This is a genomic window from Salmonella sp. SAL04162, assembly GCF_046551535.1.
Classification (GTDB): Bacteria; Pseudomonadota; Gammaproteobacteria; order Enterobacterales; family Enterobacteriaceae; genus Salmonella; species Salmonella enterica.
Genome location: NZ_JBGDVX010000001.1, coordinates 551,002 through 576,458, shown reverse-complemented (window position 1 = coordinate 576,458; position 25,457 = coordinate 551,002). Strand labels below are relative to the sequence as shown.

General features: G+C 52.8%; 30 protein-coding genes and 1 other annotated feature. Of the genes, 19 read left to right on the top strand and 11 right to left on the bottom strand.

The window, feature by feature from the left end:
• Positions 1 to 222 precede the first annotated feature (222 nt).
• Together ACLJRH_RS03115 and cobO are read left to right on the top strand one after the other, a co-directional pair.
• On the top strand, positions 223 to 984 hold the full coding sequence (locus tag ACLJRH_RS03115; RefSeq protein WP_000559309.1) for a YciK family oxidoreductase: 762 nt from the start codon (positions 223 to 225) through the stop codon (positions 982 to 984).
• Positions 981 to 1,571, top strand: coding sequence for a cob(I)yrinic acid a,c-diamide adenosyltransferase (gene cobO, locus ACLJRH_RS03110; protein WP_001278865.1), 591 nt, complete (start codon positions 981 to 983; stop codon positions 1,569 to 1,571). The genes ACLJRH_RS03115 and cobO overlap by 4 nt, the downstream gene beginning before the upstream one ends.
• 86 nt (positions 1,572 to 1,657) lie before the next feature.
• On the opposite strand, the gene rluB is transcribed toward cobO, so the two are convergent.
• From rluB to rnm, 3 genes are all read right to left on the bottom strand, one after another.
• Positions 1,658 to 2,533, bottom strand: coding sequence for a 23S rRNA pseudouridine(2605) synthase RluB (gene rluB / locus ACLJRH_RS03105; protein WP_001291233.1), 876 nt, complete (start codon positions 2,531 to 2,533; stop codon positions 1,658 to 1,660).
• A 100-nt stretch (positions 2,534 to 2,633) separates the two neighbouring features.
• On the bottom strand, positions 2,634 to 3,254 hold the full coding sequence (locus ACLJRH_RS03100) for an L-threonylcarbamoyladenylate synthase (RefSeq protein ID WP_000077250.1): 621 nt from the start codon (positions 3,252 to 3,254) through the stop codon (positions 2,634 to 2,636).
• Between the two features lie 7 nt (positions 3,255 to 3,261).
• Positions 3,262 to 4,143 (bottom strand): RNase RNM, encoded by an 882-nt coding sequence (gene rnm, locus ACLJRH_RS03095; protein WP_000500452.1) that lies wholly within the window; start codon positions 4,141 to 4,143, stop codon positions 3,262 to 3,264.
• 121 nt (positions 4,144 to 4,264) lie between these two features.
• On the opposite strand from rnm, the gene trpL reads away from it, so the two are divergent.
• The 10 genes from trpL to ACLJRH_RS03045 all read left to right on the top strand — a co-directional run bounded on the left by trpL (position 4,265) and on the right by ACLJRH_RS03045 (position 13,665).
• Positions 4,265 to 4,309: a trp operon leader peptide gene (gene trpL / locus ACLJRH_RS03090; RefSeq protein WP_010989026.1), complete on the top strand. Its 45-nt coding sequence runs from the start codon at positions 4,265 to 4,267 to the stop codon at positions 4,307 to 4,309.
• Positions 4,286 to 4,381: a sequence feature (Trp leader region), on the top strand. Its footprint overlaps the gene before it by 24 nt.
• A gap of 22 nt (positions 4,382 to 4,403) precedes the next feature.
• Positions 4,404 to 5,966 carry an anthranilate synthase component I gene (gene trpE / locus ACLJRH_RS03085; protein ID WP_001194069.1) on the top strand — a complete coding sequence of 521 codons (1,563 nt, stop codon included), beginning with the start codon at positions 4,404 to 4,406 and terminating at the stop codon, positions 5,964 to 5,966.
• The gene (trpD, locus tag ACLJRH_RS03080; RefSeq protein WP_023137494.1) at positions 5,966 to 7,561 is read left to right on the top strand and encodes a bifunctional anthranilate synthase glutamate amidotransferase component TrpG/anthranilate phosphoribosyltransferase TrpD; all 1,596 of its coding nucleotides are present in this window, start codon (positions 5,966 to 5,968) and stop codon (positions 7,559 to 7,561) included. Before trpE ends, trpD begins: the two co-directional genes overlap by 1 nt.
• A gap of 3 nt (positions 7,562 to 7,564) precedes the next feature.
• Positions 7,565 to 8,923, top strand: coding sequence for a bifunctional indole-3-glycerol-phosphate synthase TrpC/phosphoribosylanthranilate isomerase TrpF (trpCF, locus tag ACLJRH_RS03075; RefSeq protein WP_001195293.1), 1,359 nt, complete (start codon positions 7,565 to 7,567; stop codon positions 8,921 to 8,923).
• Positions 8,924 to 8,932: 9 nt separating this feature from the next.
• Positions 8,933 to 10,126: a tryptophan synthase subunit beta gene (gene trpB, locus ACLJRH_RS03070; RefSeq protein ID WP_000209485.1), complete on the top strand. Its 1,194-nt coding sequence runs from the start codon at positions 8,933 to 8,935 to the stop codon at positions 10,124 to 10,126.
• Positions 10,126 to 10,932 (top strand): tryptophan synthase subunit alpha, encoded by an 807-nt coding sequence (gene trpA, locus ACLJRH_RS03065; protein ID WP_000443031.1) that lies wholly within the window; start codon positions 10,126 to 10,128, stop codon positions 10,930 to 10,932. Before trpB ends, trpA begins: the two co-directional genes overlap by 1 nt.
• Positions 10,933 to 11,411: 479 nt before the next feature.
• A complete protein-coding gene (locus ACLJRH_RS03060) occupies positions 11,412 to 11,594 on the top strand; it encodes a general stress protein (protein WP_000807657.1) in 183 nt (60 codons plus the stop codon).
• Between the two features lie 89 nt (positions 11,595 to 11,683).
• A complete protein-coding gene (locus ACLJRH_RS03055) occupies positions 11,684 to 12,187 on the top strand; it encodes a ferritin-like domain-containing protein (protein ID WP_001022826.1) in 504 nt (167 codons plus the stop codon).
• A 73-nt stretch (positions 12,188 to 12,260) separates the two neighbouring features.
• Positions 12,261 to 12,767, top strand: coding sequence for a ferritin-like domain-containing protein (locus ACLJRH_RS03050; protein ID WP_001109977.1), 507 nt, complete (start codon positions 12,261 to 12,263; stop codon positions 12,765 to 12,767).
• Positions 12,768 to 12,786: 19 nt separating this feature from the next.
• A complete protein-coding gene (locus ACLJRH_RS03045) occupies positions 12,787 to 13,665 on the top strand; it encodes a manganese catalase family protein (protein WP_000488348.1) in 879 nt (292 codons plus the stop codon).
• Positions 13,666 to 13,746: 81 nt separating this feature from the next.
• On the opposite strand, the gene ompW is transcribed toward ACLJRH_RS03045, so the two are convergent.
• Positions 13,747 to 14,385, bottom strand: coding sequence for an outer membrane protein OmpW (gene ompW, locus ACLJRH_RS03040; protein WP_000714802.1), 639 nt, complete (start codon positions 14,383 to 14,385; stop codon positions 13,747 to 13,749).
• Positions 14,386 to 14,721: 336 nt separating this feature from the next.
• On the opposite strand from ompW, the gene ACLJRH_RS03035 reads away from it, so the two are divergent.
• From ACLJRH_RS03035 to yciA, 4 genes are all read left to right on the top strand, one after another.
• The gene (locus tag ACLJRH_RS03035; RefSeq protein ID WP_000114955.1) at positions 14,722 to 15,126 is read left to right on the top strand and encodes a YkgJ family cysteine cluster protein; all 405 of its coding nucleotides are present in this window, start codon (positions 14,722 to 14,724) and stop codon (positions 15,124 to 15,126) included.
• A 25-nt stretch (positions 15,127 to 15,151) separates the two neighbouring features.
• Positions 15,152 to 15,895 (top strand): YciC family protein, encoded by a 744-nt coding sequence (locus ACLJRH_RS03030; RefSeq protein WP_000028507.1) that lies wholly within the window; start codon positions 15,152 to 15,154, stop codon positions 15,893 to 15,895.
• Positions 15,896 to 15,951: 56 nt separating this feature from the next.
• The gene (locus tag ACLJRH_RS03025) at positions 15,952 to 16,491 is read left to right on the top strand and encodes a septation protein A (protein ID WP_000808683.1); all 540 of its coding nucleotides are present in this window, start codon (positions 15,952 to 15,954) and stop codon (positions 16,489 to 16,491) included.
• 160 nt (positions 16,492 to 16,651) lie between these two features.
• Positions 16,652 to 17,053 (top strand): acyl-CoA thioester hydrolase YciA, encoded by a 402-nt coding sequence (gene yciA, locus ACLJRH_RS03020; RefSeq protein ID WP_000210317.1) that lies wholly within the window; start codon positions 16,652 to 16,654, stop codon positions 17,051 to 17,053.
• Positions 17,054 to 17,122: 69 nt separating this feature from the next.
• On the opposite strand, the gene tonB is transcribed toward yciA, so the two are convergent.
• Positions 17,123 to 17,845 carry a TonB system transport protein TonB gene (gene tonB, locus ACLJRH_RS03015; RefSeq protein WP_023137495.1) on the bottom strand — a complete coding sequence of 241 codons (723 nt, stop codon included), beginning with the start codon at positions 17,843 to 17,845 and terminating at the stop codon, positions 17,123 to 17,125.
• Between the two features lie 223 nt (positions 17,846 to 18,068).
• Here tonB and ACLJRH_RS03010 point away from each other — a divergent pair, with 223 nt between their 5' ends.
• Positions 18,069 to 18,365 (top strand): YciI family protein, encoded by a 297-nt coding sequence (locus ACLJRH_RS03010; protein ID WP_000967605.1) that lies wholly within the window; start codon positions 18,069 to 18,071, stop codon positions 18,363 to 18,365.
• 43 nt (positions 18,366 to 18,408) lie between these two features.
• On the opposite strand, the gene ACLJRH_RS03005 is transcribed toward ACLJRH_RS03010, so the two are convergent.
• On the bottom strand, positions 18,409 to 18,582 hold the full coding sequence (locus tag ACLJRH_RS03005) for a YciY family protein (RefSeq protein ID WP_001531561.1): 174 nt from the start codon (positions 18,580 to 18,582) through the stop codon (positions 18,409 to 18,411).
• Positions 18,583 to 18,724: 142 nt separating this feature from the next.
• On the opposite strand from ACLJRH_RS03005, the gene cls reads away from it, so the two are divergent.
• The gene (cls, locus tag ACLJRH_RS03000; RefSeq protein WP_000206886.1) at positions 18,725 to 20,185 is read left to right on the top strand and encodes a cardiolipin synthase; all 1,461 of its coding nucleotides are present in this window, start codon (positions 18,725 to 18,727) and stop codon (positions 20,183 to 20,185) included.
• A gap of 33 nt (positions 20,186 to 20,218) precedes the next feature.
• A complete protein-coding gene (locus tag ACLJRH_RS02995) occupies positions 20,219 to 20,548 on the top strand; it encodes an HI1450 family dsDNA-mimic protein (RefSeq protein WP_000425070.1) in 330 nt (109 codons plus the stop codon).
• Positions 20,549 to 20,595: 47 nt separating this feature from the next.
• Here ACLJRH_RS02995 and ACLJRH_RS02990 read toward each other — a convergent pair whose 3' ends face one another.
• From ACLJRH_RS02990 to oppB, 5 genes are read right to left on the bottom strand one after another with little or no spacing between them, the layout of a single operon-like run.
• The gene (locus ACLJRH_RS02990) at positions 20,596 to 21,432 is read right to left on the bottom strand and encodes an ion transporter (protein WP_000059074.1); all 837 of its coding nucleotides are present in this window, start codon (positions 21,430 to 21,432) and stop codon (positions 20,596 to 20,598) included.
• 47 nt (positions 21,433 to 21,479) lie between these two features.
• Entirely contained in the window at positions 21,480 to 22,484 is a 1,005-nt protein-coding gene (gene oppF, locus ACLJRH_RS02985) for a murein tripeptide/oligopeptide ABC transporter ATP-binding protein OppF (protein ID WP_000994698.1), read from the bottom strand.
• On the bottom strand, positions 22,481 to 23,488 hold the full coding sequence (locus ACLJRH_RS02980; RefSeq protein ID WP_000058861.1) for an ABC transporter ATP-binding protein: 1,008 nt from the start codon (positions 23,486 to 23,488) through the stop codon (positions 22,481 to 22,483). The genes oppF and ACLJRH_RS02980 overlap by 4 nt, the downstream gene beginning before the upstream one ends.
• Positions 23,489 to 23,499: 11 nt before the next feature.
• Positions 23,500 to 24,408, bottom strand: coding sequence for an oligopeptide ABC transporter permease OppC (gene oppC / locus ACLJRH_RS02975; protein ID WP_000979653.1), 909 nt, complete (start codon positions 24,406 to 24,408; stop codon positions 23,500 to 23,502).
• Positions 24,409 to 24,422: 14 nt separating this feature from the next.
• Positions 24,423 to 25,343 carry an oligopeptide ABC transporter permease OppB gene (gene oppB / locus ACLJRH_RS02970; RefSeq protein ID WP_000911097.1) on the bottom strand — a complete coding sequence of 307 codons (921 nt, stop codon included), beginning with the start codon at positions 25,341 to 25,343 and terminating at the stop codon, positions 24,423 to 24,425.
• Between the last annotated feature and the right edge of the window lie 114 nt (positions 25,344 to 25,457).

Sequence of the window (25,457 nt, the reverse complement as noted above, 5' to 3'; positions counted from 1 at the left end):
TAAATAACGCGACTTGCGCTCAGTGTACAACAGGCATCGAAGCCAGTCTCTCTTCATCCGTATGCCTGTTGAGGAAGAAAAAGTATGACAAGACGTTCATTTTACGGCGTTATCGCCCCTGTCTGATTGAAAAAAAAGGCGCTTTCAGGCATAAACCCGAAAAGTTAACGCGAAGATAAGACAACCTGGCAGGACGGTGCACCACGCCGTTGAGGAGTAGCCATGCATTACCAACCGAAACAAGATCTATTGCAAAACCGCATTATTCTGGTCACTGGCGCCAGCGATGGCATTGGGCGGGAAGCCGCGCTTACGTATGCGCGTTACGGCGCAACGGTGATTCTGCTGGGACGCAACGAAGAGAAACTGCGTCGGGTCGCGCAGCACATTGCTGACGAGCAACATGTTCAACCACAGTGGTTTACGCTCGATCTGCTGACCTGCACCGCTGAAGAGTGCCGGCAAGTGGCCGACCGCATCGCCGCGCACTATCCCCGCCTGGATGGCGTCCTGCACAATGCCGGGTTACTGGGGGAAATCGGTCCAATGAGCGAACAAGATCCGCAGATCTGGCAGGATGTCATGCAGGTAAACGTTAACGCCACCTTTATGCTCACCCAGGCGCTGTTACCGTTATTATTGAAGTCCGATGCCGGCTCGCTGGTCTTTACGTCATCAAGCGTTGGCCGTCAGGGACGCGCCAACTGGGGCGCCTATGCCACCTCGAAGTTTGCTACTGAAGGAATGATGCAGGTGCTGGCGGACGAATACCAGAACCGTTCTCTACGTGTTAACTGCATTAACCCGGGCGGCACGCGCACCGGTATGCGCGCCAGCGCCTTTCCGACGGAAGATCCACAGAAATTAAAAACGCCTGCCGATATTATGCCGCTTTACCTGTGGCTTATGGGCGACGACAGTCGCCGTAAAACCGGTATGACCTTTGACGCCCAACCGGGCCGTAAACCAGGAATCGCCCAATGAGTGATGAACGCTATCAGCAGCGCCAGCAGAAGGTAAAAGATCGGGTTGACGCCCGCGTCGCCCAGGCACAGGAAGAGCGCGGTATTATTATCGTGTTTACTGGCAATGGTAAGGGCAAAACCACGGCGGCTTTCGGGACTGCCGCCCGCGCCGTAGGACACGGTAAAAGCGTAGGCGTGGTGCAATTTATTAAGGGCACCTGGCCCAACGGCGAGCGTAATCTGCTGGAACCGCATGGCGTCGAATTTCAGGTGATGGCAACGGGATTTACCTGGGAGACGCAAAATCGCGAGGCAGACACCGCAGCATGTATGGCCGTTTGGCAGCATGGGAAAAGGATGCTGGCCGATCCGCTGCTTGATATGGTAGTACTGGATGAGCTGACCTATATGGTGGCGTATGACTATTTGCCGCTGGAAGAGGTCATAAGCGCGCTAAACGCGCGCCCTGGTCACCAGACGGTGATTATTACAGGTCGCGGCTGTCATCGGGATATTCTTGATCTTGCGGATACCGTCAGCGAACTGCGTCCGGTTAAACATGCTTTTGACGCGGGCGTAAAAGCCCAGATGGGAATTGATTATTAACCGTAGGCCGGATTAAGGCGTTTGCGCCGCCATCCGGCACAAACCCTCTTGTCTGATGATTCTCGGCCTATAGACCGCGGTAGAGATTACCCGTTGTTATTACGCCCACCGGAGCGGCGTCCGCCAGCTATCTGGCTGTGGCGTTTTACCGCCCGACGGATCTGGTTCGCTTTCATACGACGACGGTCTTTTTCGACGGCAACCTTCGACGAGGTTTCCGGCGGGAGCTCTACCAGACCACGCAGATAGTTCGTTTGCGCGAGGTCGAGCTCAGTCCAGCCGCCGCGCGGCAGGCCTTTCGGCAGCGGGATATCGCCGTAACGAACGCGGATCAGACGGCTGACCTGAACGCCTACCGCTTCCCACAGTCGGCGAACTTCGCGGTTGCGCCCTTCCGTCAGCGTTACGTTATACCACTGGTTAATGCCTTCGCCGCCGCTGAATTTAATGGTCTTAAATGCCGCCGGACCATCTTCCAACTGTACGCCACGGCTTAAATCACGCAGTTTCGATTCATCCACCTGACCGAACACGCGCACGGCATATTCACGTTCAACTTCACGACTAGGGTGCATCAGGCGGTTCGCCAGTTCACCGTCGGTGGTAAATAACAATAGCCCGCAGGTGTTGACATCCAGACGTCCTACCGCAATCCACCGCGCGCCGCGCAGTTTCGGTAAGCGATCAAAAACGGTTGGCCGCCCTTCAGGGTCATTGCGGGTACACAGTTCACCTTCTGGTTTGTAATAGGCCAGAACGCGGCAAATTTGTTCCGCCGACTCTTTCACCGAAATCAGGTGACCGTCGATACGGATTTTCAAACCGGGAGTGACTTCAACACGATCGCCAAGCGTGGCGATTTTACCGTCAACGCTGACACGTCCCGCTTCAATAATGGATTCGATTTCACGGCGAGAGCCGTGGCCAGCGCGCGCCAGCACTTTTTGTAACTTTTCGCTCATAGAGCTTCCTTCAGGTGTCGCCTTCACAGGCGTCGAACAGGAGAATGAACGGCGCGTTGCCGCGCCATTTTAAGGCCGCGTAGTATACAGACTTACGCCCTTATAAGAAAGGTGTAACGTCGCCGACGCCTTCGCGCAGCACCACCGGGGAGTCATTGGTCAAATCGATTACCGTGGTAGGCTGTTGACCGAGGTAACCGCCGTGGATGATCAGATCCACCTGCTTCTCCAGCCGATCTTTAATCTCCTCCGGGTCCGACTCGGTAAAATCGCTGCCAGGCAGCATCAACGACGTCGAGAGCATTGGTTCGCCCAGCGTATCCAACAACGCCAGCGCAATCGGGTTTGACGGTACGCGCAGGCCGATAGTTTTACGCTTTTCCTGCAACAGACGGCGCGGCACCTCTTTTGTCCCCTTCAGGATAAAGGTGTAGTTACCCGGCGTATTGTTTTTCATCAGACGAAACGCCACGTTGTCGACGTAGGAGTAGGTCGACAACTCGGACAAATCGCGGCACATCAGCGTGAAGTTGTGGCCGTCCGGCAGATGACGAATGCGGCAAATGCGCTCCATTGCGCCTTTGTCTTCAATTTTACAACCCAGGGCATAGCCGGAATCGGTTGGATAAACAATAACACCGCCTTTACGCACAATGTCGACGGCCTGATTAATCAGCCGTTGCTGTGGGTTATCCGGATGGATATAAAAAAACTGGCTCATACTTCCCTCACTGTGATATTTGCGGCTGTTCCCATGTCTGCCATACGCCTTCAACGCCAGCGGGCAGCCAGAGTTTACGCCCCAACTCAATCCACGGGCAGGGCTGATGGAAATCAGATCCAAGCGATGCCCATAAATGATGCTGACGCGCAAGCGTCGCCAGTTGGGTGCGTTCATTGGGCGATTGTTGGCACTGCGCCACTTCCATCGCGTCGCCGTGATGGTCGGCAAAATGCGCCACTAATCTTTTCAGCCACTTAGCGCTAAGGTCGTAGCGTCCCGGATGGGCCAACACCGCCTTACCGCCAGAATGATGAATGACATCAATAGCTTGTTCTATTGTACACCACTGCGGCGGAACGTAACCGGTTTTCCCACGCGCGAGATATTTTTTAAAAACCTCCGCCATGGTCGCGGCTTTGCCGCACTCCACCAGAAAGCGGGCGAAGTGGCCGCGCGTCACCGCGCCGCCATTGGCCAGTCTCAATGCCCCTTCCCACGCGCCGGGAATATGGGCTTTTTCCAGACGCTCCGCAATGAGCCGACCGCGTGCCTGACGCCGCTGTGTCTGCTGCGCCAGAAAATCGCGCATTGCCGGGTGCGCAATATCAATATTCAGACCCACAATGTGAATCTCATGATTCTCCCAGACCGTTGAAATCTCCACGCCGGGAATAAGATTCAGGGCCAGCCCGGAACGTGAAATTTCTTCTCTTGCCGCAGGAATCGCGGCTGTGGTGTCATGATCGGTAATCGCCAGCGTGCCGACTCGCATCTCTACCGCACGGTGTACTAATGTTTCTGGCGTCAACAGTCCATCGGACGCCGTGGTATGACTGTGCAGATCGTAAATCACTGCGTAATTCGTGTCGCTCAAGGCGGCTCCCATAGAGATAAAGGTATGTCATGTACATCATAACGGTTCCGGCAAATATACTGAAATAGGTGTTGACATTATTCCATCGAACTAGTTAACTAGTACGAAAGTTCACATGAAGAGGGTATCTAAAATGGCAGCGACATTTGCATTACACGGTTGGTGGCGCACTTCCTGATAGCGGGCGGTGTATGAACAGCTGTAATCAGCCAAACGATACCCGGCCCGCCTGTTAAGCGGGCTTTTTTTTGAACAAAATAATGAGAATAACCATGCAAACACTAAAACCCACGCTCGAACTGTTGACCTGCGATGCCGCCTACCGGGAAAACCCAACGGCGCTTTTTCACCAGGTCTGCGGCGATCGCCCGGCCACGCTGCTGCTGGAGTCCGCAGATATCGACAGTAAAGACGATTTAAAAAGCCTGCTGCTGGTAGATAGTGCGCTGCGCATTACCGCTCTAGGTGACACTGTCACTATCCAGGCGTTATCTGATAATGGCGCCTCGTTATTACCGCTACTGGATACCGCCCTCCCCGCTGGCGTGGAGAACGAAGTCCTGCCTGCCGGTCGCATTCTACGCTTTCCGCCCGTCAGCCCATTATTAGATGAAGACGCCCGTTTATGCTCTCTGTCGGTATTTGATGCGTTCCGCCTGTTACAGGGAGTGGTGAACATACCGACGCAAGAGCGGGAGGCTATGTTTTTCGGCGGTCTGTTTGCCTACGACCTGGTCGCTGGCTTTGAAGCGCTGCCACACCTTGAGGCTGGCAATAACTGCCCGGACTACTGCTTTTATTTAGCGGAAACGCTGATGGTGATAGACCATCAGAAAAAAAGCACCCGTATTCAGGCCAGTCTGTTCACCGCCAGCGACCGGGAAAAACAGCGCCTGAACGCCCGCCTGGCGTACCTTAGCCAACAGTTAACCCAGCCTGCGCCGCCGTTGCCGGTGACGCCGGTGCCGGACATGCGCTGCGAATGTAATCAGAGCGATGACGCGTTCGGCGCGGTGGTACGCCAGTTGCAAAAAGCCATCCGCGCGGGGGAGATATTTCAGGTGGTGCCGTCGCGCCGCTTTTCATTGCCCTGCCCGTCGCCGTTGGCTGCCTACTACGTGCTGAAAAAGAGCAACCCCAGCCCGTATATGTTCTTTATGCAGGATGATGATTTCACGCTTTTCGGCGCGTCGCCGGAAAGCTCGCTGAAATATGACGCCACCAGCCGTCAGATTGAAATTTACCCCATCGCGGGTACCCGTCCACGCGGTCGCCGCGCCGATGGTACGCTGGACAGAGATCTCGACAGCCGTATTGAGCTGGACATGCGTACCGACCATAAAGAGCTTTCCGAACATCTGATGCTGGTCGATCTGGCGCGCAATGACCTGGCGCGCATCTGTACGCCGGGCAGTCGCTACGTTGCCGATCTGACAAAAGTTGACCGCTATTCGTACGTGATGCATCTGGTTTCCCGGGTGGTGGGCGAACTGCGTCACGATCTCGACGCGCTGCACGCCTATCGCGCCTGCATGAACATGGGCACCCTGAGCGGCGCGCCGAAAGTACGCGCCATGCAGTTGATTGCCGATGCGGAAGGACAGCGCCGCGGCAGCTATGGCGGCGCTGTCGGTTACTTCACCGCCCACGGCGATCTGGACACCTGTATTGTTATCCGCTCCGCGCTGGTGGAGAACGGTATCGCCACCGTACAGGCGGGCGCCGGAATCGTGCTGGACTCTGTTCCGCAGTCTGAAGCCGATGAAACCCGTAATAAAGCGCGCGCCGTATTGCGTGCTATCGCCACCGCGCATCATGCACAGGAGACCTTCTGATGGCTGATATTCTGCTGCTCGATAACATCGACTCGTTTACCTGGAACCTGGCAGATCAGCTACGGACCAACGGTCATAACGTGGTGATTTACCGTAACCATATTCCGGCGCAGACGCTTATCGATCGCCTGGCGACAATGAAAAATCCGGTGCTAATGCTCTCCCCCGGTCCGGGCGTTCCCAGCGAGGCAGGCTGTATGCCGGAGCTGCTGACCCGACTACGCGGCAAGTTACCGATCATCGGCATTTGTCTGGGGCATCAGGCGATTGTCGAAGCTTACGGCGGTTATGTCGGTCAGGCGGGAGAAATCCTGCATGGCAAAGCCTCCAGCATTGAGCATGACGGTCAGGCGATGTTCGGCGGGCTGGCGAATCCGCTACCGGTCGCGCGTTATCATTCGCTGGTCGGCAGTAATGTTCCTGCCGGGCTGACCATTAACGCCCATTTCAACGGCATGGTGATGGCGGTACGTCATGATGCGGATCGCGTTTGCGGTTTTCAATTTCATCCTGAGTCCATCCTGACGACACAGGGCGCGCGTCTGCTGGAGCAAACATTAGCCTGGGCGCAGCAAAAGCTGGAACCGACCAACACCCTACAGCCGATTCTGGAGAAACTCTATCAGGCGCAAACTCTGACGCAACAAGAGAGCCATCAGTTGTTTTCGGCGGTCGTCCGCGGCGAACTTAAGCCTGAACAGCTCGCTGCCGCGCTGGTGAGCATGAAAATTCGCGGCGAGCATCCCAATGAAATTGCCGGCGCCGCCACTGCGTTGCTGGAAAATGCCGCCCCGTTCCCGCGCCCGGAGTATCTGTTTGCGGATATCGTTGGTACCGGCGGCGATGGCAGTAACAGTATCAATATCTCTACCGCCAGCGCCTTTGTCGCGGCGGCCTGTGGACTGAAAGTGGCGAAACACGGCAACCGCAGCGTGTCCAGCAAATCGGGGTCATCCGATCTGCTGGCGGCATTCGGTATTAATCTGGATATGAACGCCGATAAATCACGTCAGGCGTTAGATGAACTGGGCGTCTGTTTCCTGTTCGCGCCGAAATATCACACCGGATTCCGTCACGCGATGCCGGTTCGCCAACAGTTAAAAACGCGAACCCTGTTCAACGTACTCGGCCCGCTGATCAACCCGGCGCATCCGCCGCTGGCATTGATTGGCGTCTATAGTCCGGAACTGGTGCTGCCGATTGCGGAAACCTTAAGGGTACTGGGCTATCAGCGCGCGGCGGTAGTACATAGCGGCGGCATGGATGAGGTTTCGCTCCATGCGCCGACGATTGTCGCGGAGCTGCATGACGGCGAAATTAAAAGCTATCAACTTACGGCGGAGGATTTTGGCCTGACGCCTTACCATCAGGATCAGTTGGCTGGCGGCACGCCGGAAGAAAACCGTGACATTCTGACGCGGTTATTACAAGGTAAAGGCGATGCCGCGCATGAGGCCGCCGTCGCCGCCAACGTGGCGATGCTGATGCGTCTGCATGGTCAGGAAGATCTCAAGGCCAACGCGCAAACCGTGCTTGATGTTCTGCGCAACGGCACCGCATATGACAGAGTCACCGCACTGGCGGCAAGAGGGTAAATAATGCAAACCGTTTTAGCGAAAATCGTCGCAGACAAGGCGATTTGGGTAGAAGCCCGCAAACAGCAACAGCCGCTGGCCAGTTTTCAAAATGAGATCCAGCCAAGTACACGCCATTTTTATGATGCGCTCCAGGGCGCGCGTACCGCCTTTATTCTGGAGTGTAAGAAAGCATCGCCATCAAAAGGCGTGATTCGCGATGATTTCGATCCGGCGCGTATTGCCAGTATTTATCAACATTACGCCTCGGCAATCTCGGTGCTCACCGACGAAAAATATTTTCAGGGGAGCTTCGATTTTCTGCCGGTCGTTAGCCAAAGCGCGCCGCAGCCGATTCTGTGTAAGGATTTTATTATCGATCCCTATCAGATCTACCTTGCCCGTTACTATCAGGCCGATGCCTGTTTACTGATGCTCTCGGTTCTGGATGACGAACAGTATCGCCAACTCTCCGCCGTCGCGCACAGTCTGAAAATGGGCGTGCTCACGGAGGTCAGTAATGACGAAGAACGGGAGCGCGCGATAGCGTTAGGCGCAAAAGTGGTAGGTATCAACAATCGCGATCTGCGCGATCTGTCGATTGATTTGAATCGCACCCGCCAGCTGGCGCCAAAACTGGGCCACGGCGTGACTGTCATCAGCGAGTCCGGGATTAACACCTATGGTCAGGTACGCGAACTGAGCCACTTCGCCAACGGTTTTTTAATTGGCTCCGCGTTAATGGCGCATGACGATCTTAACGCCGCCGTCCGTCGCGTGCTGCTTGGCGAGAATAAAGTCTGCGGCCTGACCCGCGCCCAGGACGCTAAAGCTGCCTGTGACGCTGGCGCAATATATGGCGGGTTGATTTTTGTACCCTCATCTCCGCGCGCGGTGAGCGTTGAGCAGGCGCGAGAAGTGATAAGCGCCGCGCCATTGCAGTATGTCGGCGTTTTCCAGGACGCTGATATCGCCGATGTTTGCCAGAAAGCTGCCGTCCTGCCGCTTTCTGCCGTACAGCTACATGGCAGCGAAGACCAGGCGTATGTCAACGCGCTGCGCGAGGCGTTGCCCAAACAGGTGCAAATCTGGAAGGCGCTGAGCGTTAGCGATGCCCTTCCCGCACGCGATTACCACCATGTCGATAAATACATTTTCGACAATGGGCAAGGCGGCAGCGGGCAGCGCTTCGACTGGTCACTGCTACAGGGGCAACCGCTGGATAATGTGTTACTGGCGGGCGGGCTGGCGGCCGATAACTGCGTCCAGGCGGCGCAAGTCGGCTGTGCCGGTCTCGATTTTAATTCAGGTGTGGAGTCACAGCCGGGCATCAAAGATGCTCGTCTTCTGGCCTCGGTTTTTCAGACACTGCGCGCATATTAAGGAAAAAACATGACAACACTTCTCAACCCCTACTTTGGTGAATTCGGCGGCATGTATGTGCCACAGATCCTGATGCCTGCGCTGAACCAGCTTGAAGAGGCCTTCGTCAGCGCGCAAAAAGATCCTGAATTTCAGGCGCAATTCGCCGATCTGCTAAAAAACTACGCGGGACGCCCCACTGCGCTGACGAAATGCCAGAACATTACCGCCGGTACGCGTACCACGTTGTATTTAAAGCGCGAAGATTTACTGCACGGCGGCGCGCACAAAACCAATCAGGTACTGGGTCAGGCGCTGCTGGCCAAACGGATGGGGAAAAGCGAGATTATCGCTGAAACCGGCGCCGGTCAGCACGGCGTCGCCTCTGCGCTCGCCAGCGCCCTGCTGGGTCTGAAATGCCGTATCTATATGGGCGCCAAAGACGTTGAGCGCCAGTCGCCGAACGTCTTCCGTATGCGTCTGATGGGCGCTGAGGTCATCCCGGTTCATAGCGGCTCCGCTACGCTAAAAGATGCCTGTAACGAGGCGCTGCGCGACTGGTCCGGTAGTTACGAAACCGCGCACTATATGCTCGGCACGGCGGCAGGACCGCATCCCTATCCCACCATCGTTCGCGAGTTCCAACGCATGATTGGCGAAGAGACGAAAGCGCAAATCCTCGACAAAGAGGGCCGTCTGCCAGATGCCGTTATCGCTTGCGTCGGTGGCGGCTCAAACGCTATCGGGATGTTTGCGGATTTTATTAATGATACCAGCGTCGGGCTAATAGGCGTTGAACCTGGCGGTCACGGTATTGAAACCGGCGAGCATGGCGCGCCGCTTAAACATGGTCGCGTTGGCATCTATTTCGGGATGAAAGCGCCGATGATGCAAACAGCGGACGGGCAAATTGAAGAGTCCTATTCCATTTCCGCCGGGCTCGATTTCCCGTCCGTTGGGCCGCAACATGCGTACCTGAACAGCATCGGACGCGCGGATTATGTCTCCATTACCGATGATGAGGCGCTGGAAGCCTTCAAAACGTTGTGCCGCCATGAGGGAATTATCCCGGCGCTGGAATCCTCCCACGCGTTGGCGCACGCTCTGAAAATGATGCGCGAGCAGCCGGAAAAAGAGCAACTGCTGGTGGTCAATCTCTCTGGCCGCGGAGATAAAGACATCTTTACCGTACACGATATCCTGAAAGCGCGAGGGGAAATCTGATGGAACGCTACGAAAATTTATTTGCACAGCTCAACGATCGCCGGGAAGGCGCTTTTGTCCCCTTCGTGACTCTGGGCGACCCTGGCATTGAACAGTCACTGAAAATTATCGACACACTGATTGACGCTGGCGCCGACGCTCTGGAACTGGGGGTTCCCTTCTCCGATCCGCTGGCCGATGGCCCTACTATCCAGAATGCGAACTTACGCGCCTTCGCCGCTGGCGTCACGCCGGCTCAGTGTTTTGAAATGCTGGCGCTGATTCGTGAAAAACACCCGACCATTCCGATTGGCCTGCTAATGTACGCGAATCTGGTGTTCAATAACGGCATAGATGCGTTCTATGCCCGTTGTGAACAGGTTGGCGTAGATTCCGTGCTGGTCGCAGATGTCCCGGTTGAAGAATCGGCCCCCTTCCGCCAGGCGGCGTTACGGCATAATATCGCGCCGATCTTCATCTGCCCGCCAAATGCGGATGACGATCTTCTGCGCCAGGTCGCATCTTACGGCCGCGGTTACACCTACCTGCTTTCGCGTTCGGGCGTCACCGGCGCGGAAAACCGTGGCGCATTGCCGTTGCATCATCTCATTGAGAAGCTTAAAGAGTACCACGCCGCGCCTGCGTTACAGGGCTTCGGTATCTCCTCGCCGGAACAGGTGTCTGCGGCCGTGCGTGCCGGGGCGGCTGGCGCTATCTCCGGCTCAGCCATTGTCAACATTATCGAGAAAAACCACGCTTCTCCCGAACAGATGTTGGCGGAGCTCAGGTCCTTTGTCTCAGCGATGAAAGCCGCCAGCCGCGCATAACGGGTTAAGCCGTCAGCATAACGCTGGCGGCTTAATGAGAGGTTGGCGCCGAACCAGAATCACGATTCAGACATACATCATCAATCTTTTTGGTGTTATTCCCTGTCCAGCTTTCAAAAAGTCTGAAGTCAATTTTTGTTAAGAAAACTCCTAATCACGCCGAAAAATTTAGCGTTTTCACGTCAATTTCCCCTGCCTTTATGTAAAGAAATGTCAACAAACAATGCATTAACGTTTCTATTGCCGCAGATAGTCACGCTTGTTATTAATAACAATGCAAAGCATTTTCTGTTAAATCGCTTATTCTAAAAGAAAATATAGAATATATTATCTCTAAACCATTTTTTGTGCGTTATTTACGCGGTAAATCACAACTATTTCCGTCAATTTGACTAATCGGTTTAACCAACTAATTTTAATAGGGTGTCGACACGGTTAAAACCGATTTTTTCAGCAAGCAACGAGACAGGAGAAATAATATGGCCGAACATCGTGGTGGTTCAGGAAATTTCGCCGAGAATCGTGAAAAAGCATCTGAAGCGGGCCGCAAAGGCGGTCAGCATAGCGGCGGGAATTTCAAAAACGATCCGCAACGAGCTTCTGAAGCCGGTAAAAAAGGTGGTCAGAATAGTCACGGCGGACGTAAATCCGATAATTCCTGATTTACTGTAATGTAAATATAACACATGCTTTTATCAAGCAATCTGCGAGTCTTCTGGCTCGCAGTATTTTGCCCAGGAGAATTAGATTTATGAATATTAAAACCGTTGAAGACCTTTTTATCCATCTACTTTCAGATACCTATAGTGCAGAAAAACAATTAACCAAGGCTCTTTCTAAACTAGCCAGAGCCACGTCCAATGAAAAATTAAGCCAGGCCTTTCAATCTCATCTTGAAGAAACCCAGGGTCAGATTGAACGTATTGATCAGATCGTCGAATCTGAATCTGGCATTAAACTGAAAAGAATGAAATGCGTCGCTATGGAAGGGCTGATTGAAGAAGCCAATGAAGTCATCGAAAGTACGGAGAAAAACGAAGTACGCGATGCAGCGCTTATCGCCGCGGCGCAAAAAGTCGAGCATTACGAAATCGCCAGCTACGGCACGCTTGCCACCCTGGCCGAGCAGCTTGGCTATAGCAAAGCATTAAAACTGCTCAAAGAAACCCTCGACGAGGAAAAACAAACTGATTTAAAACTTACCGATTTAGCAGTCAGCAATGTTAATAAAAGTGCTGAACGCAAATCGAAATAATATTTTTAATTATCAGCTTGCATGATTCCGATTTTATTATCGGAGCAGATTATCACGCATTGAGGAATGTAAAATGAATTATACTGAACATTATCATGACTGGCTTCGTGACGCCCATGCCATGGAAAAACAGGCAGAATCGATGCTTGAATCTATGGCCAGCCGTATTGAAAATTATCCTGATATAAAAGCCAGAATTGAACAACATATTAGTGAAACCAAACATCAAATTACCATGCTCGAAGAAGTATTGGACCGTAATGGCATTTCTCGTTCGGTGTTGAAAGACTCCATGAGTAAAATGGCAGCAATGGGGCAATCTATCGGTGGCATGTTCCCTTCCGATGAAATTGTCAAAGGCTCAATTAGCGGTTATGTTTTCGAGCAGTTCGAAATTGCTTGTTATACCTCCCTGCTGGCGGCGGCAAAAAAAGCTGGTGACACTGCCTCAATTCCGACGATTGAAGCCATTCTGAAAGAAGAAATGCAAATGGCTGACTGGCTTATCAAACATATTCCGCAGACAACGGAACAATTTTTACTGCGATCTGAAGCAGATGGCGTTGAAGCCAAAAAATAAATAATAAGCAGGAGGCAATATGTTTCGACACGTAAAACAACTTCAATATACTGTGCGAGTGAGCGAACCTAATCCTGGATTAGCGAACCTGCTGCTGGAACAGTTTGGCGGCCCGCAGGGCGAACTGGCGGCCGCCTGCCGCTACTTCACGCAAGGTTTAAGCGATGATGATGCCGGTCGTAGAGAGATGTTAATGGACATCGCCACCGAGGAGCTGAGTCATCTGGAAATTATCGGCTCACTGGTAGGAATGCTTAATAAAGGCGCTAAAGGCGAGCTGGCGGAAGGCACCGAAAACGAAGCGGAACTTTATCGCTCGCTGACGCAGAATGGTAATGACAGCCATATCACCTCTCTGCTGTATGGCGGCGGCCCTGCGTTGACGAACTCCGGCGGCGTACCGTGGACCGCGGCTTATATTGATACTATCGGCGAAGTCACAGCCGATCTACGCTCAAACATCGCGGCAGAGGCGCGAGCGAAGATTATTTATGAACGCCTGATTAATCTGACCGACGATCCTGGCGTAAAAGACACGCTCAGTTTCTTAATGACCCGTGAAGTCGCGCACCAGCTCTCTTTTGAAAAGGCGCTGTATTCGATTCGTAACAACTTCCCGCCGGGTAAATTACCGCCGGTAGAACAGTATACCGACGTGTACTACAACATGTCGCAAGGCGACGATCCGCGAGGTAGCTGGAATAGCGATGAGAACTTCAACTATGTCGCAGAACCGATGCCTGCTGTTGATGGCGGCGATGGCCTGGCGACAGTGAAATTGCCGCGCGAGCAGCTGGCGCTGCTCAAAGCGATGGCAGAAAGAACGAAATCGGACCCCACCGTTGATCCTCTCACTGGCGCAGAACTAGGCTGCGGCGAACCGAAAGAAGACAAGTGAGTTCCGACAAGTAAAATCCGTGTGTCATGTCCTTTTTTGACCCCGCCTGGCGGGGTCTTTTTTCGTCACAACATCACGCGATTAGAAACGATAGCCTGCCGAGAACATAAATACCCATGGGTCCAGACGCACGCTGTCATGCTGCTGAACGCCGCCCATTTTATAATTGGCGGTAGTATCAATATCCATGTACCAGACAGAGGCGCCAATTAACCAGTCGCGGTTAATCAGGTAATCTACCCCAACTTGCCCTGCCGCGCCCCAGGAATCCTTAAAGCTCAGATCGGACAGCCCGGCATTTTTACCATTATCGTTAAAGCCGTTATCGAAGAAGGTGGTGTAGTTCACCCCTACGCCGACATAAGGACGCACTTTGCTGCTGGAATCGCCGAAGTACCACTGCGCCATTAACGTTGGCGGTAACAGGTGGACCGTGGCGATATCGCCCGTCGCGCCCGTACCCACCTTATGGCGGAACGGCGTGGCCGCCAGCAATTCAACCCCGATATTGTCCGTCGCCATGTAAGTGAATGTCAGGCCGAGTTGCGTGTTATTACTCACATCAAACCCGTTTAAATGCCCCAGCGTACCACCCGCCCCTTCTGTAGGTCTGACGGTTGCCGGACCTGCACGCATAAAGAATTCTCCGGCTTCGTGCGCGAACGCGCTGCCTGAGAGAAGAGTTGTTAACGCCAGTGCCGCCACTGTAAATTTTTTCATACCCGCTCCATCGTTATGGTTATAAAAGCGTGATGAATATACCCACAATGAAGTAATAAGTGATCTAACACAGATCACATTTGTTCTTATAATTTAACATTTATTGATCCAGATTAATTTAAAACTTGTATTGAAAATCCTGGTTATAGGAATTCAGATCAATTTTGACATATTCACGCTATGCAAATATTTGTCTGCTCTGTTGCCCTGGCGATAAAGGCTGGCTAAGGTAATCAATGTCCCGCAATGGCGCGTGGCGTTAAGATTCGCGAACACTGCGGGACAGATTAATTTCCGTTGTAATCTATTGATACGTGAGTTTTTTGCAGGTGGATCATGAGCGTTCTTAACCCATGCATGACATGCGGTGCCTGTTGTGCCTATTTTCGTGTCTCCTTTTATTGGGCTGAAGGCGACGATGCCAGCGGACGCGTTCCGGCGTCATTAACCGAGCCCGTTACCCCTTTTTTACGTTGTATGGCCGGTACCAACCAAAAACAGCCGCACTGTAAAGCGCTAATTGGCACGCCGGGTGAAAACGTCAGTTGCGCTATTTATGAAAACCGCCCTTCAACCTGTCGCGAATTTTCGATATCGGGCGAAGGAGGCGAAGTGAATGAGGCGTGCAATCGCGCCCGCGCGCGATACGGATTACCGCCGCTTTACAAAGATATGCTTTTCCATACAACTGCTGATGCTGCCACTGTAGAGTTATCCAGGGTACAATTGCCCGCAAATTAACACCTGCAAAACTCAAGGAGAGTGCATGTCTATCACGGCGAAGTCCGTTTACCGTGACGCCGGAAATTTTTTCCGAAATCAATTTATTACTATCTTGCTGGTTTCGTTGCTGTGCGCATTTATCACGGTGGTCTTAGGTCATGCCTTTTCACCCAGCGATGCGCAAATCGCGCAACTCAGTGAAGGAGAACATCTGGCAGGCAGCGCTGGCCTGTTTGAGCTGGTACAAAATATGACGCCGGAGCAGCAGCAGATCCTGTTGCGCGCCTCTGCCGCCTCGACGTTTTCCGGGCTTATCGGCAACGCTATTCTGGCCGGCGGTATCATCCTGATGATTCAGTTAGTTTCAGCGGGACATCGGGTTAGCGCGCTGCGCGCTATCGGCGCCAGCGCCCCTGCATTGCCTAAACTGTTTATTCTCATTTTTCTGACTACCCTGTTAGTGCAAATCGGTATAATGCTGATTGTCGTTCCGGGGATTATTATGGCCATTGTGCTGGCGCTTGCGCCAGTGATGTTGGTTGAAGAGAAAATGGGCGTGTTTGCCGCAATGCGCAGCAGTATGCGTTTAGCCTGGGCTAACATGAGACTGGTCGCGCCCGCGGTGATAGGCTGGTTACTGGCTAAAACATTGCTATTGCTGTTCGCGCCCAGCTTCGCTGTACTGACCCCAAATGTAGGCGCTGTACTGGCGAATACGTTGAGCAATCTGATTTCCGCAGTATTGCTTATCTACTTATTCCGCCTGTATATGTTGATTCGCCAATAATCCGCAATGCGCCGTTACGCGGCGCATTCGACGCTCGTTGATGATGGAATCGAAGAATGAAGCAGTTTCTGGATTTTTTACCGCTGGTTGTCTTTTTTGCGTTTTATAAACTTTATGACATCTATGCGGCGACCTCCGCACTGATTGTCGCGACGGCAATCGTGCTGATTTATAGCTGGGTGCGCTATCGGAAAATAGAGAAGATGGCGCTGATTACCTTTGTTCTGGTTGCCGTCTTCGGCGGTCTGACGCTCTTCTTCCATAACGATGAATTTATTAAATGGAAGGTGACGGTTATTTATGCGCTGTTCGCTGGCGCGCTGTTAATAAGCCAGTGGGTGATGAAAAAACCGTTAATCCAACGTATGTTAGGTAAAGAACTGGCGTTGCCGCAGCAGGTCTGGTCAAAGCTGAACCTGGCGTGGGCGCTGTTTTTTATTGTGTGCGGTCTGGCTAACATTTATATCGCCTTCTGGTTGCCGCAAAATATCTGGGTCAACTTTAAGGTTTTTGGACTCACGGCGCTGACGCTCATTTTTACCCTGCTGAGCGGCGTCTATATCTACCGGCATCTGCCACAGGAAGATAAATCATAACCCTCCCGTGACTTATCATCGCCAGACTGCGAACGCCTGGCGATATTTTCTCCACCTTTACGCCCTGCGCTTTCCCGTCAGTACCTTTATTCCCTCTATTCTCCACACAAAATTCATAGTAGCATCGCGGCTGTAATTTTTTCTGATAGTCGGTTTTACAATGACAACAATGGATAATACTCCTCAGGGCGAGCTGGTTTTACGTACATTGGCCATGCCTGCCGATACCAATGCGAACGGCGATATTTTTGGCGGCTGGCTGATGTCGCAAATGGATATTGGCGGCGCGATACTGGCCAAAGAGATCGCGCACGGTCGGGTTGTAACCGTACGCGTGGAAGGAATGACATTTCTGCGCCCCGTCGCGGTTGGCGATGTCGTATGCTGCTACGCGCGCTGCGTTAAACGCGGCACGACGTCTATTAGCATCAATATTGAAGTCTGGGTGAAAAAAGTCGCGTCAGAACCGATTGGACAGCGCTACAAGGCCACCGAGGCGCTGTTTATTTATGTTGCCGTCGATCCGGACGGTAAACCTCGCCCGCTCCCGGTTCAGGGTTAAGTATACCCGTCAGGTAACATACTTACGCCGCCAGCAGGTGATGGTATATTCCTACTGGCGGCGCCAGAGTTACTCAATCTGCGCCGTACCGTTCAGACGGAAAATAATATTGACCACCAGCCCGGAACCCGGCTTGCCTGCTTCATAGCGCCATTTGCGCATCGCATTCTTAACTTCACGCTCAAACATATTGGCCGGCTGCGCGGACAGAATCTGTACATTTTCCACTCGCCCAGCAGAGGTCACGTCAAACTTTACCTTTACGCGGCCTTCAATACGTAACGCCTGTGCTCGCGCCGGATACTGCGGCTGGTTACGGCTTAGAGCGCGAGGTCCAGTGGGCACGCTCACCGCCGGCTTGCTGGTCGCCGACGCGGTGCTGCTTGTTGGTCGCGCCGGGGCGCTATTTTCAAACGGTGAGGCAGGACGCGGCTCGGCCGGTTTGACTTCGCGCTTCGGCTGCTCTTCAACCTTTTTCACCGGTTTCGGTTTCGGCTTGGGTTTTGGCTTAGGTTTGGGTTTCTCAATCACCACGGGCGCTTCTTTAGGCGGTTCAGGGATCGGCTCTGGCTCCGGTTCGGGTTCAACCACTGGCTCCGGCGGCGGCTGAACCGCCTGGGGCGGCTCCAGATCAGCGGGTGAAACCATTGTCACCGTGATAGGCTGCGCTGGCGCAGGCAATTCAATAACCTGATGTACCGAGGTATAGAGCAAACCTGCCACTACAGCACCATGAATGCCTACGGAAAGGAGTGTCGGCCAGGGAAAGCGACGAGGTAAATCAAGGGTCATTGAAGTCATAATCGTTTCAGTTGAAAAACCAGAGCTGAATTTTAAATGCAAATAGCAATCATATTCAATAAGGCATTGCCGATAGCGGCATTTAAAAGATGATATCGCACAAAAACACCACACAAAATGTGCATGTTTAACAAAGTCGGTATCTTTACATTGCAGTTAAATGCCCTTTCCAATAACGTAATCAGCAACTTTTACCGATTAAGGAGCTCTACCCGTGCTGTATGTTATTTACGCTCAGGATAATGCCAACTCGCTTGAAAAACGCCTCTCGGTACGGCCCGCGCATCTGGCGCGCCTGCAACTTCTGCATGATGAAGGGCGATTATTAACTGCCGGGCCGATGCCCGCAGTGGACAGTAACGATCCTGGGGTAGCCGGATTTACCGGGTCAACGGTGATTGCTGAATTTGAATCTTTAGAAGCGGCGCAATCCTGGGCTGATGCGGACCCCTACGTCGCAGCGGGCGTCTATGCGCAGGTTTCGGTCAAACCATATAAGAAGATCTTTTGAAAAGGATGGCCTGTTGGGCACCGCATACGGTGCCCTTTCTGGCTCACACACCGTGAATCGCAAAGAGTAATGAATTACGCTGACGATTAAAGATGCATTTCCTGATGGTATGGATACGCATATTACGGCGTGATTGCCCTTCAAGCCAACGCGCTTTACGGCGGCTCGCCTGACGTAGCATTCGCCAGCGCCCCACTTCCGTTCTACTACGCTTCATGTTTACGACTCTCACTGTAACAGAAGCGCCATTATACCCCCTCGCCGGATGCAGACCAGCGCTTTTCCCGTGTTTTTATTTGCCATGTGAATCCTGACGCGTAAACTCTTAACAACACGCTTTCTAAAGGATTTTTAAAGTTATGACAACCTTCTACACCGTGGTGAGTTGGCTGGTCATTTTGGGATACTGGGTTCTCATTGCCGGCGTCACATTACGTATTCTAATGAAACGGCGCGCAGTTCCCTCCGCAATGGCCTGGTTATTAATCATCTATATCCTTCCGCTGGTCGGGATCATCGCCTATTTGTCCGTGGGCGAATTGCATTTAGGCAAACGTCGCGCCGAGCGTGCCCGTGCCATGTGGCCGTCTACCGCCAAATGGTTGAATGACCTCAAAGCCTGCAAACACATTTTCGCGCAAGAAAACAGTAGCGTCGCATCGTCCTTGTTTAAGCTGTGCGAACGACGTCAGGGGATTGCGGGCGTCAAAGGCAACCAGTTGCAATTGCTTACCGACTCCGATGATGTCATGCAGGCGCTTATTCGCGATATCCAACTGGCGCGGCATAATATCGAAATGGTGTTTTACATCTGGCAGCCAGGCGGCATGGCGGATCAGGTCGCTGAATCGTTAATGGCCGCCGCCCGCCGTGGCATCCACTGCCGGCTTATGCTGGATTCCGCGGGTAGCGTCGCTTTCTTCCGCAGCCCCTGGGCGGCCATGATGCGTAACGCTGGCATTGAAGTCGTAGAGGCGCTGAAGGTGAATCTGATGCGCGTCTTTTTACGCCGTATGGATCTTCGCCAGCACCGTAAAATGGTGATGATTGACAATTACATCGCCTATACCGGCAGTATGAATATGGTGGACCCGCGTTTTTTCAAACAGGATGCCGGCGTTGGGCAATGGGTCGATTTAATGGCGCGGATGGAGGGCCCCGTGGCGACAGCAATGGGGATTGTTTACTCCTGCGATTGGGAAATTGAGACGGGTAAACGCATTCTGCCTCCCCCGCCGGATGTGAATATTATGCCGTTTGAGCAGGCCAGCGGGCATACCATTCATACCATTGCTTCCGGTCCTGGTTTTCCGGAGGATCTCATTCACCAGGCACTATTAACCGCCACCTATGCTGCGCGCGAATATTTAATTATGACCACGCCATATTTCGTCCCCAGCGACGATCTGCTGCACGCCATTTGTACCGCTGCGCAGCGCGGCGTGGATGTCAGTATTATCCTGCCCCGTAAAAATGATTCACTGCTCGTCGGCTGGGCCAGTCGCGCCTTTTTCAGCGAGTTACTGGCGGCGGGCGTGAAAATCTATCAGTTCGAAGGCGGGCTGTTGCATACCAAAAGCGTACTGGTCGATGGCGAACTGAGCCTGGTCGGTACCGTGAATCTCGACATGCGTAGCCTGTGGCTTAATTTCGAGATTACGCTGGTCATTGATGATACGGGTTTCGGCGCCGATCTGGCTGCGGTACAGGACGATTATATTTCGCGCTCCCGCCTGTTAGATGCGCGTTTGTGGGTAAAACGTCCGTTATGGCAGCGTATTACCGAGCGATTGTTTTACTTCTTTAGTCCATTGCTGTAAAACGTGACCAACATGAGTAAACAGGTAGTCACTATGGAAATGGATCTGAACAATCGCCTGACTGAAGACGAAACGCTTGAGCAGGCTTACGATATTTTTCTTGAGCTGGCGGCGGATAATCTTGATCCGGCTGATATCATTCTGTTCAATTTGCAATTCGAGGAGCGCGGCGGCGCGGAGTTGTTTGATCCCGCTGAAGACTGGCAAGAGCACGTCGATTTTGACCTGAATCCAGACTTTTTTGCCGAGGTGGTGATTGGCCTGGCGGATACCGAAGACGGCGAAATTAACGACATTTTCGCCCGCGTTCTGCTGTGCCGGGAAAAGGACCACAAGCTGTGCCATATTCTCTGGCGCGAATAAGCGGTTCAGGCCGGATGGCGTTTGATTGCGCCCTCCGGCAAGCCTGTTTAATCCGGTAGCTTACTGCCGCATCGGTTACAATATTGCGCGCTATGTTCATGCTGGCTTTGCTGGCACTGCGGACATTTTCGCTGCCAGTGACGTTTTTGAAACGCGCTGCTCATGTGCGTGGTAATCAGTCCTGTAGGAATCGCAATCACCGAATAACCAATCAAAATAAGCACCGACGCGACAATACGTCCCAGCGGCGTATGCGGCGTAATATCACCGTACCCCACGGTTGTGACTGTCACTATCGCCCAATACACCGAGGCATTAAGCGTCGTGAAGCCATATTTCGGTCCTTCAATAAGATACATCAGGGCACCGAAAATAATCATCACGATCGCAATAAATGAATAGAACAGAATAAGCTGATGACGCGCGCTAATAATGGCGCTCCAGAATACGCGCAGAGATGGCATAAAGCGTAGCAGTTTAAGAATACGCAGCACGCGAATCGCTCGCATAGCGCGCCAGGCAAACATATAGTTCAGGCTAATTTCCGGCCACAGCCACATGACGTACAGCGGCAAAATCGTCACCAGATCAATAAATCCCCAGAAACTAAAAACGTATTTTGCCGGTTCGGGCCAGCTAAACAGTCTGAGCAAGTATTCACCGGTAAATATCAGGGTAACGCAGAGCTCCAGCCAGACAAAAATATGCCATTCATCAAATGTCAGGTGATATTCCGTTCCTACGCCTGATTCAACAAAAATGACCAGTACGCTAAGCAGCGCAAACAGCGCGCATAACCCTTCAAAACGGCGACCTGAGCGCGTAGTCAAATCGAACAGATTATGATAAAGACGACGGCGAACCGACGACAAAGAAAGTGACACGGTAACCTCACCTAAAAGAAGGGCTGACGAATTGTCAGCCCTTGCGATTATAACGGGTCTACTTTAAGGCAGGAAACGGCATGGCGAAAACTCCCTTCCAGCACCGGTCGCGTTTGCGCGCATTCTGGCCCGGCTAGCGGACAGCGTGTACGGAACACGCAGCCGGAAGGCGGGTTAATGGGCGAAGGTAATTCGCCCTCCAGCAATTGTATCTTCTTATTTCGCTCCAGATCGGGATCGGGAATCGGTACCGCCGACATCAGCGCTTTGGTATAAGGATGCAGTGGATTATGGTACACCTCATCATAGGTGCCCAATTCTACTGCATGACCGAGATACATCACCAGGACACGATCGGATATATGCTTTACGACCGCCAGGTCGTGCGCAATAAAAATCAACGACAGCCCCATCTCTCGCTGTAACTGCTGGAGCAAATTCACTACCTGCGCCTGAATAGAAACGTCCAGCGCCGACACCGGCTCATCGCAAATAATGAGCTTAGGTTCCAGGATCAACGCCCGGGCGATACCGATGCGCTGGCACTGCCCCCCGGAAAATTCATGGGGATAACGGTTGATGAGATTCGGCAGCAGCCCCACTTTCAGCATCATGGCTTTCACGCGGTCACGCACGTCCTGGCGCGAAAGCTTAGGATGATAAGTGCGCAGCGGTTCAGCGATAATTTCGCCAATCGTCATTCGCGGGTTGAGTGACGCCAGCGGGTCCTGGAAAATCATCTGGATATCGCTGCGCACTTCGCGCCACTCATCCGCTTTCATGCCCAACAGATCTTTTCCCAGCCAGGCGACTTTACCGTCTGTCGCCTTCACCAGACCAATAATGGCGCGCGCAAACGTCGACTTGCCGCAGCCGGATTCGCCCACCACGCCCAGCGTTTCGCCTTCATACAGGCGTAGCGTAACGCCGTCCACCGCTTTCAGGGTTTTCGGCGGTTGCCAGAACCACTGCTTCCCTTCTTTGATATCAAAATGTACTTTCAGATCGGCGATTTCGAGAAGAACTTTACGTTGTTCAATCACAGCATTCATAGCAGTTCCTCCACCGGTTTAAAACAGGCGCGCAAGCGACCAGGACTGAACGCTTCAAGTGGCGGCGCATTATTGCAGATCTCCATCGCATGAGGACAACGCGGCTGGAACGGACACCCTTTAGGCAAACGCAATAAATTGGGAGGATTGCCCGGAATCGTCAGCATTTCCGCCCCCTCGCTATCCAGACGCGGCACCGCATTAAGCAGGCCTATCGAATACGGATGAACGGGCTGATAAAAGACATCGCGCGCCTTACCGTATTCCATGGTACGCCCGGCATACATTACCAGGACCTTATCGCAAATACCCGCGACCACACCCAGATCGTGGGTAATCATGATAATGGCGGTATTAAATTCGCGCTTTAGCTCATTAAGCAAGGTCATAATCTGCGCCTGTACGGTAACATCAAGCGCGGTGGTAGGCTCATCGGCAATAAGCAGTTTCGGCCTGCACAACAGCGCCATCGCAATCATCACACGTTGACGCATTCCGCCGGAAAATTCGTGCGGGTACATTTTCATCCGTTTGCGCGCTTCCGGCATTTTTACGGCATCCAGCATTCTGACGGACTCTTCAAAAGCTTCCGCTTTGCTCATCCCTTTATGCAGCATCAGGACTTCCATTAACTGCTCCCCAACGCGCATATAAGGATTTAGCGAGGTCATCGGGTCCTGAAAAATCATCGAAATCTGTTCTGCGCGCAGCGTATTCAGTTCGCGCTCAGGTAGATTAAGAATTTCACGTCCGTTAAAGGTCGCGGAACCGCCGATTCGACCATTCGTCGCCAGCAGTCCCATTAATGCGAACGCCGTTTGCGATTTCCCCGATCCAGACTCGCCAACAATACCTAACGTTTCTCCAGCGCGAAGCGTAAAGTTCAGATCGTTGACCGCCGTCACATCACCATCAGGCGTAGCGAACGTAACACGAAGATCGTTTACCTCCAGCAGTACATTCGCCGATTGCGGCGCCTGAGTTGCGGTTTCTGATAAGCTCATGGCTGTACTCCTTAACGATCTTTCGGGTCGAGGGCATCACGCAGGCCATCGCCAATAAAGTTAAAACAGAATAACGTCACCACGAGAAAGCCAGCCGGAAACAGCAGCAGCCACGGTGAGACTTCCATTGAATTTGCGCCATCGCTCAACAACGCTCCCCAACTGCTTAACGGTTCCTGCGTCCCAAGCCCCAGGAAACTGAGGAAAGACTCAAACAGAATCATGCTGGGCACCAGCAACGATGCATACACTACCACTACGCCCAGGACGTTAGGCACAATATGGCGGATCACAATGCTGGCGGTCGACACACCACCCACCTGCGCGGCTTCGATGAACTCTTTACGTTTAAGACTTAGGGTTTGACCACGCACGATACGCGCCATATCAAGCCAGGAGACCATGCCGATGGCGACGAAAATCAACAGAATGTTCTGCCCAAAAAACGTCACCAGCAAAATCACAAAGAACATAAACGGGAACGAGTTGAGGATCTCCAACAAACGCATCATCACAGAATCAATTTTGCCGCCCAGATAGCCGGACAGCGAGCCATACAGCGTTCCGACAATGACCGCCACCAGCGCGGCGGCAATCCCGACCATCAATGAGATACGCCCGCCGATGGCAACGCGCACCAACAGATCGCGCCCGGAAGAGTCAGTGCCGAAATAGTGGCCGGACGCCATATCCGGCGCGCTGGACATCATGCCCCAGTCGGTATCGAAATAGGTAAATTGCGACAGCATAGGCGCCACTGTCACGAATAGGGCTATCAGAAACAGGACAATAAGACTGGCCACCGCCGCACGGTTATGCATAAAGCGCCGACGGGCATCTTGCCAAAGGCTGCGGCCTTCCACCTCCAGCTTTTCACTGAAATTTTCCAGCGTCTCGCTGTTTTTCTTACTTAACATCATCGCGAGCTCCAGTATCAATAGCGAATTTTCGGGTCGATAACGGCATAGAGCACATCGACAATGGCGTTAAACAATATGGTCAGCGCCCCGACTAAAATGGTCAAACTTAACACCAGCGAGTAATCGCGGTTGAGCGCGCCATTAACGAAAAGCTGCCCAATGCCCGGTAAGCCATAAATAGTTTCAATCACCATTGAGCCGGTAATAATGCCGACAAAGGCTGGCCCCATATAGGATAAAACCGGCAGCAGCGCAGGTTTTAACGCATGGCGGAAGATGATTCTGCGCATCGGTAATCCTTTTGCCCGCGCGGTACGAATAAAGTTCGAATGCAGAACTTCAATCATTGAGCCGCGCGTAATACGAGCGATGCTGGCAATATAGGCCAGTGAAAGCGCGACCATCGGCAGGATCATAAATTTTAACGCCCCGCCGTTCCAGCCGCCGCCAGGCAGCCATTGCAAGGTTATCGCAAAGACCATCACCAGTAGCGGCGCTACCACAAAACTGGGGATAACGACGCCGGTCATGGCAAATCCCATCACCGTATAATCCCATCGCGTATTTTGCTTTAGCGCGGCAATCACGCCAGCGCTGACACCAATAATGACCGCCAGTAAAAAAGCGGCGGCGCCAAGTTTCGCCGAAACGGGGAAGCTGGCGGCAACCAGATCGTTGACCGTGTAATCTTTGTATTTAAACGATGGTCCAAAATCGCCATGCGCCAGCTGCTTCAGGTAGCTGAAGTACTGCGTCATGATGGGATCGTTCAGATGATATTTTGCTTCAATATTGGCCAGCACTTCCGGCGGCAATGCGCGCTCGCCGGTAAAAGGGCTACCCGGCGCGAGGCGCATCATAAAGAAAGAGATGGTAATAAGAATAAACAGCGTCGGAATCGCTTCCAGACAGCGGCGTAAAATAAATTTCAACATTGCCCGTACCTTCTGGCCTGTGCCTTTACTTCCCGGACGTGACAAACAGATCCGCCAGGGAACGTTATAGTGCGATGAAAAAAGACACCATGGGACAACCGCAGTTGTCCCATG

What these genes read in the sequence shown, in the direction of transcription:
- ACLJRH_RS03115 (WP_000559309.1), top strand. Translation starts at nt 223, where the DNA reads ATGCATTACCAACCGAAACAAGATCTATTGCAAAACCGCATTATTCTG.
- cobO (WP_001278865.1), top strand. Translation starts at nt 981, where the DNA reads ATGAGTGATGAACGCTATCAGCAGCGCCAGCAGAAGGTAAAAGATCGG.
- rluB (WP_001291233.1), bottom strand. Translation starts at nt 2,533, where the DNA reads ATGAGCGAAAAGTTACAAAAAGTGCTGGCGCGCGCTGGCCACGGCTCT.
- ACLJRH_RS03100 (WP_000077250.1), bottom strand. Translation starts at nt 3,254, where the DNA reads ATGAGCCAGTTTTTTTATATCCATCCGGATAACCCACAGCAACGGCTG.
- rnm (WP_000500452.1), bottom strand. Translation starts at nt 4,143, where the DNA reads ATGGGAGCCGCCTTGAGCGACACGAATTACGCAGTGATTTACGATCTG.
- trpE (WP_001194069.1), top strand. Translation starts at nt 4,404, where the DNA reads ATGCAAACACTAAAACCCACGCTCGAACTGTTGACCTGCGATGCCGCC.
- trpD (WP_023137494.1), top strand. Translation starts at nt 5,966, where the DNA reads ATGGCTGATATTCTGCTGCTCGATAACATCGACTCGTTTACCTGGAAC.
- trpCF (WP_001195293.1), top strand. Translation starts at nt 7,565, where the DNA reads ATGCAAACCGTTTTAGCGAAAATCGTCGCAGACAAGGCGATTTGGGTA.
- trpB (WP_000209485.1), top strand. Translation starts at nt 8,933, where the DNA reads ATGACAACACTTCTCAACCCCTACTTTGGTGAATTCGGCGGCATGTAT.
- trpA (WP_000443031.1), top strand. Translation starts at nt 10,126, where the DNA reads ATGGAACGCTACGAAAATTTATTTGCACAGCTCAACGATCGCCGGGAA.
- ACLJRH_RS03060 (WP_000807657.1), top strand. Translation starts at nt 11,412, where the DNA reads ATGGCCGAACATCGTGGTGGTTCAGGAAATTTCGCCGAGAATCGTGAA.
- ACLJRH_RS03055 (WP_001022826.1), top strand. Translation starts at nt 11,684, where the DNA reads ATGAATATTAAAACCGTTGAAGACCTTTTTATCCATCTACTTTCAGAT.
- ACLJRH_RS03050 (WP_001109977.1), top strand. Translation starts at nt 12,261, where the DNA reads ATGAATTATACTGAACATTATCATGACTGGCTTCGTGACGCCCATGCC.
- ACLJRH_RS03045 (WP_000488348.1), top strand. Translation starts at nt 12,787, where the DNA reads ATGTTTCGACACGTAAAACAACTTCAATATACTGTGCGAGTGAGCGAA.
- ompW (WP_000714802.1), bottom strand. Translation starts at nt 14,385, where the DNA reads ATGAAAAAATTTACAGTGGCGGCACTGGCGTTAACAACTCTTCTCTCA.
- ACLJRH_RS03035 (WP_000114955.1), top strand. Translation starts at nt 14,722, where the DNA reads ATGAGCGTTCTTAACCCATGCATGACATGCGGTGCCTGTTGTGCCTAT.
- ACLJRH_RS03030 (WP_000028507.1), top strand. Translation starts at nt 15,152, where the DNA reads ATGTCTATCACGGCGAAGTCCGTTTACCGTGACGCCGGAAATTTTTTC.
- ACLJRH_RS03025 (WP_000808683.1), top strand. Translation starts at nt 15,952, where the DNA reads ATGAAGCAGTTTCTGGATTTTTTACCGCTGGTTGTCTTTTTTGCGTTT.
- yciA (WP_000210317.1), top strand. Translation starts at nt 16,652, where the DNA reads ATGACAACAATGGATAATACTCCTCAGGGCGAGCTGGTTTTACGTACA.
- tonB (WP_023137495.1), bottom strand. Translation starts at nt 17,845, where the DNA reads ATGACCCTTGATTTACCTCGTCGCTTTCCCTGGCCGACACTCCTTTCC.
- ACLJRH_RS03005 (WP_001531561.1), bottom strand. Translation starts at nt 18,582, where the DNA reads ATGAAGCGTAGTAGAACGGAAGTGGGGCGCTGGCGAATGCTACGTCAG.
- cls (WP_000206886.1), top strand. Translation starts at nt 18,725, where the DNA reads ATGACAACCTTCTACACCGTGGTGAGTTGGCTGGTCATTTTGGGATAC.
- ACLJRH_RS02995 (WP_000425070.1), top strand. Translation starts at nt 20,219, where the DNA reads ATGGAAATGGATCTGAACAATCGCCTGACTGAAGACGAAACGCTTGAG.
- oppF (WP_000994698.1), bottom strand. Translation starts at nt 22,484, where the DNA reads ATGAATGCTGTGATTGAACAACGTAAAGTTCTTCTCGAAATCGCCGAT.
- ACLJRH_RS02980 (WP_000058861.1), bottom strand. Translation starts at nt 23,488, where the DNA reads ATGAGCTTATCAGAAACCGCAACTCAGGCGCCGCAATCGGCGAATGTA.
- oppC (WP_000979653.1), bottom strand. Translation starts at nt 24,408, where the DNA reads ATGATGTTAAGTAAGAAAAACAGCGAGACGCTGGAAAATTTCAGTGAA.
- oppB (WP_000911097.1), bottom strand. Translation starts at nt 25,343, where the DNA reads ATGTTGAAATTTATTTTACGCCGCTGTCTGGAAGCGATTCCGACGCTG.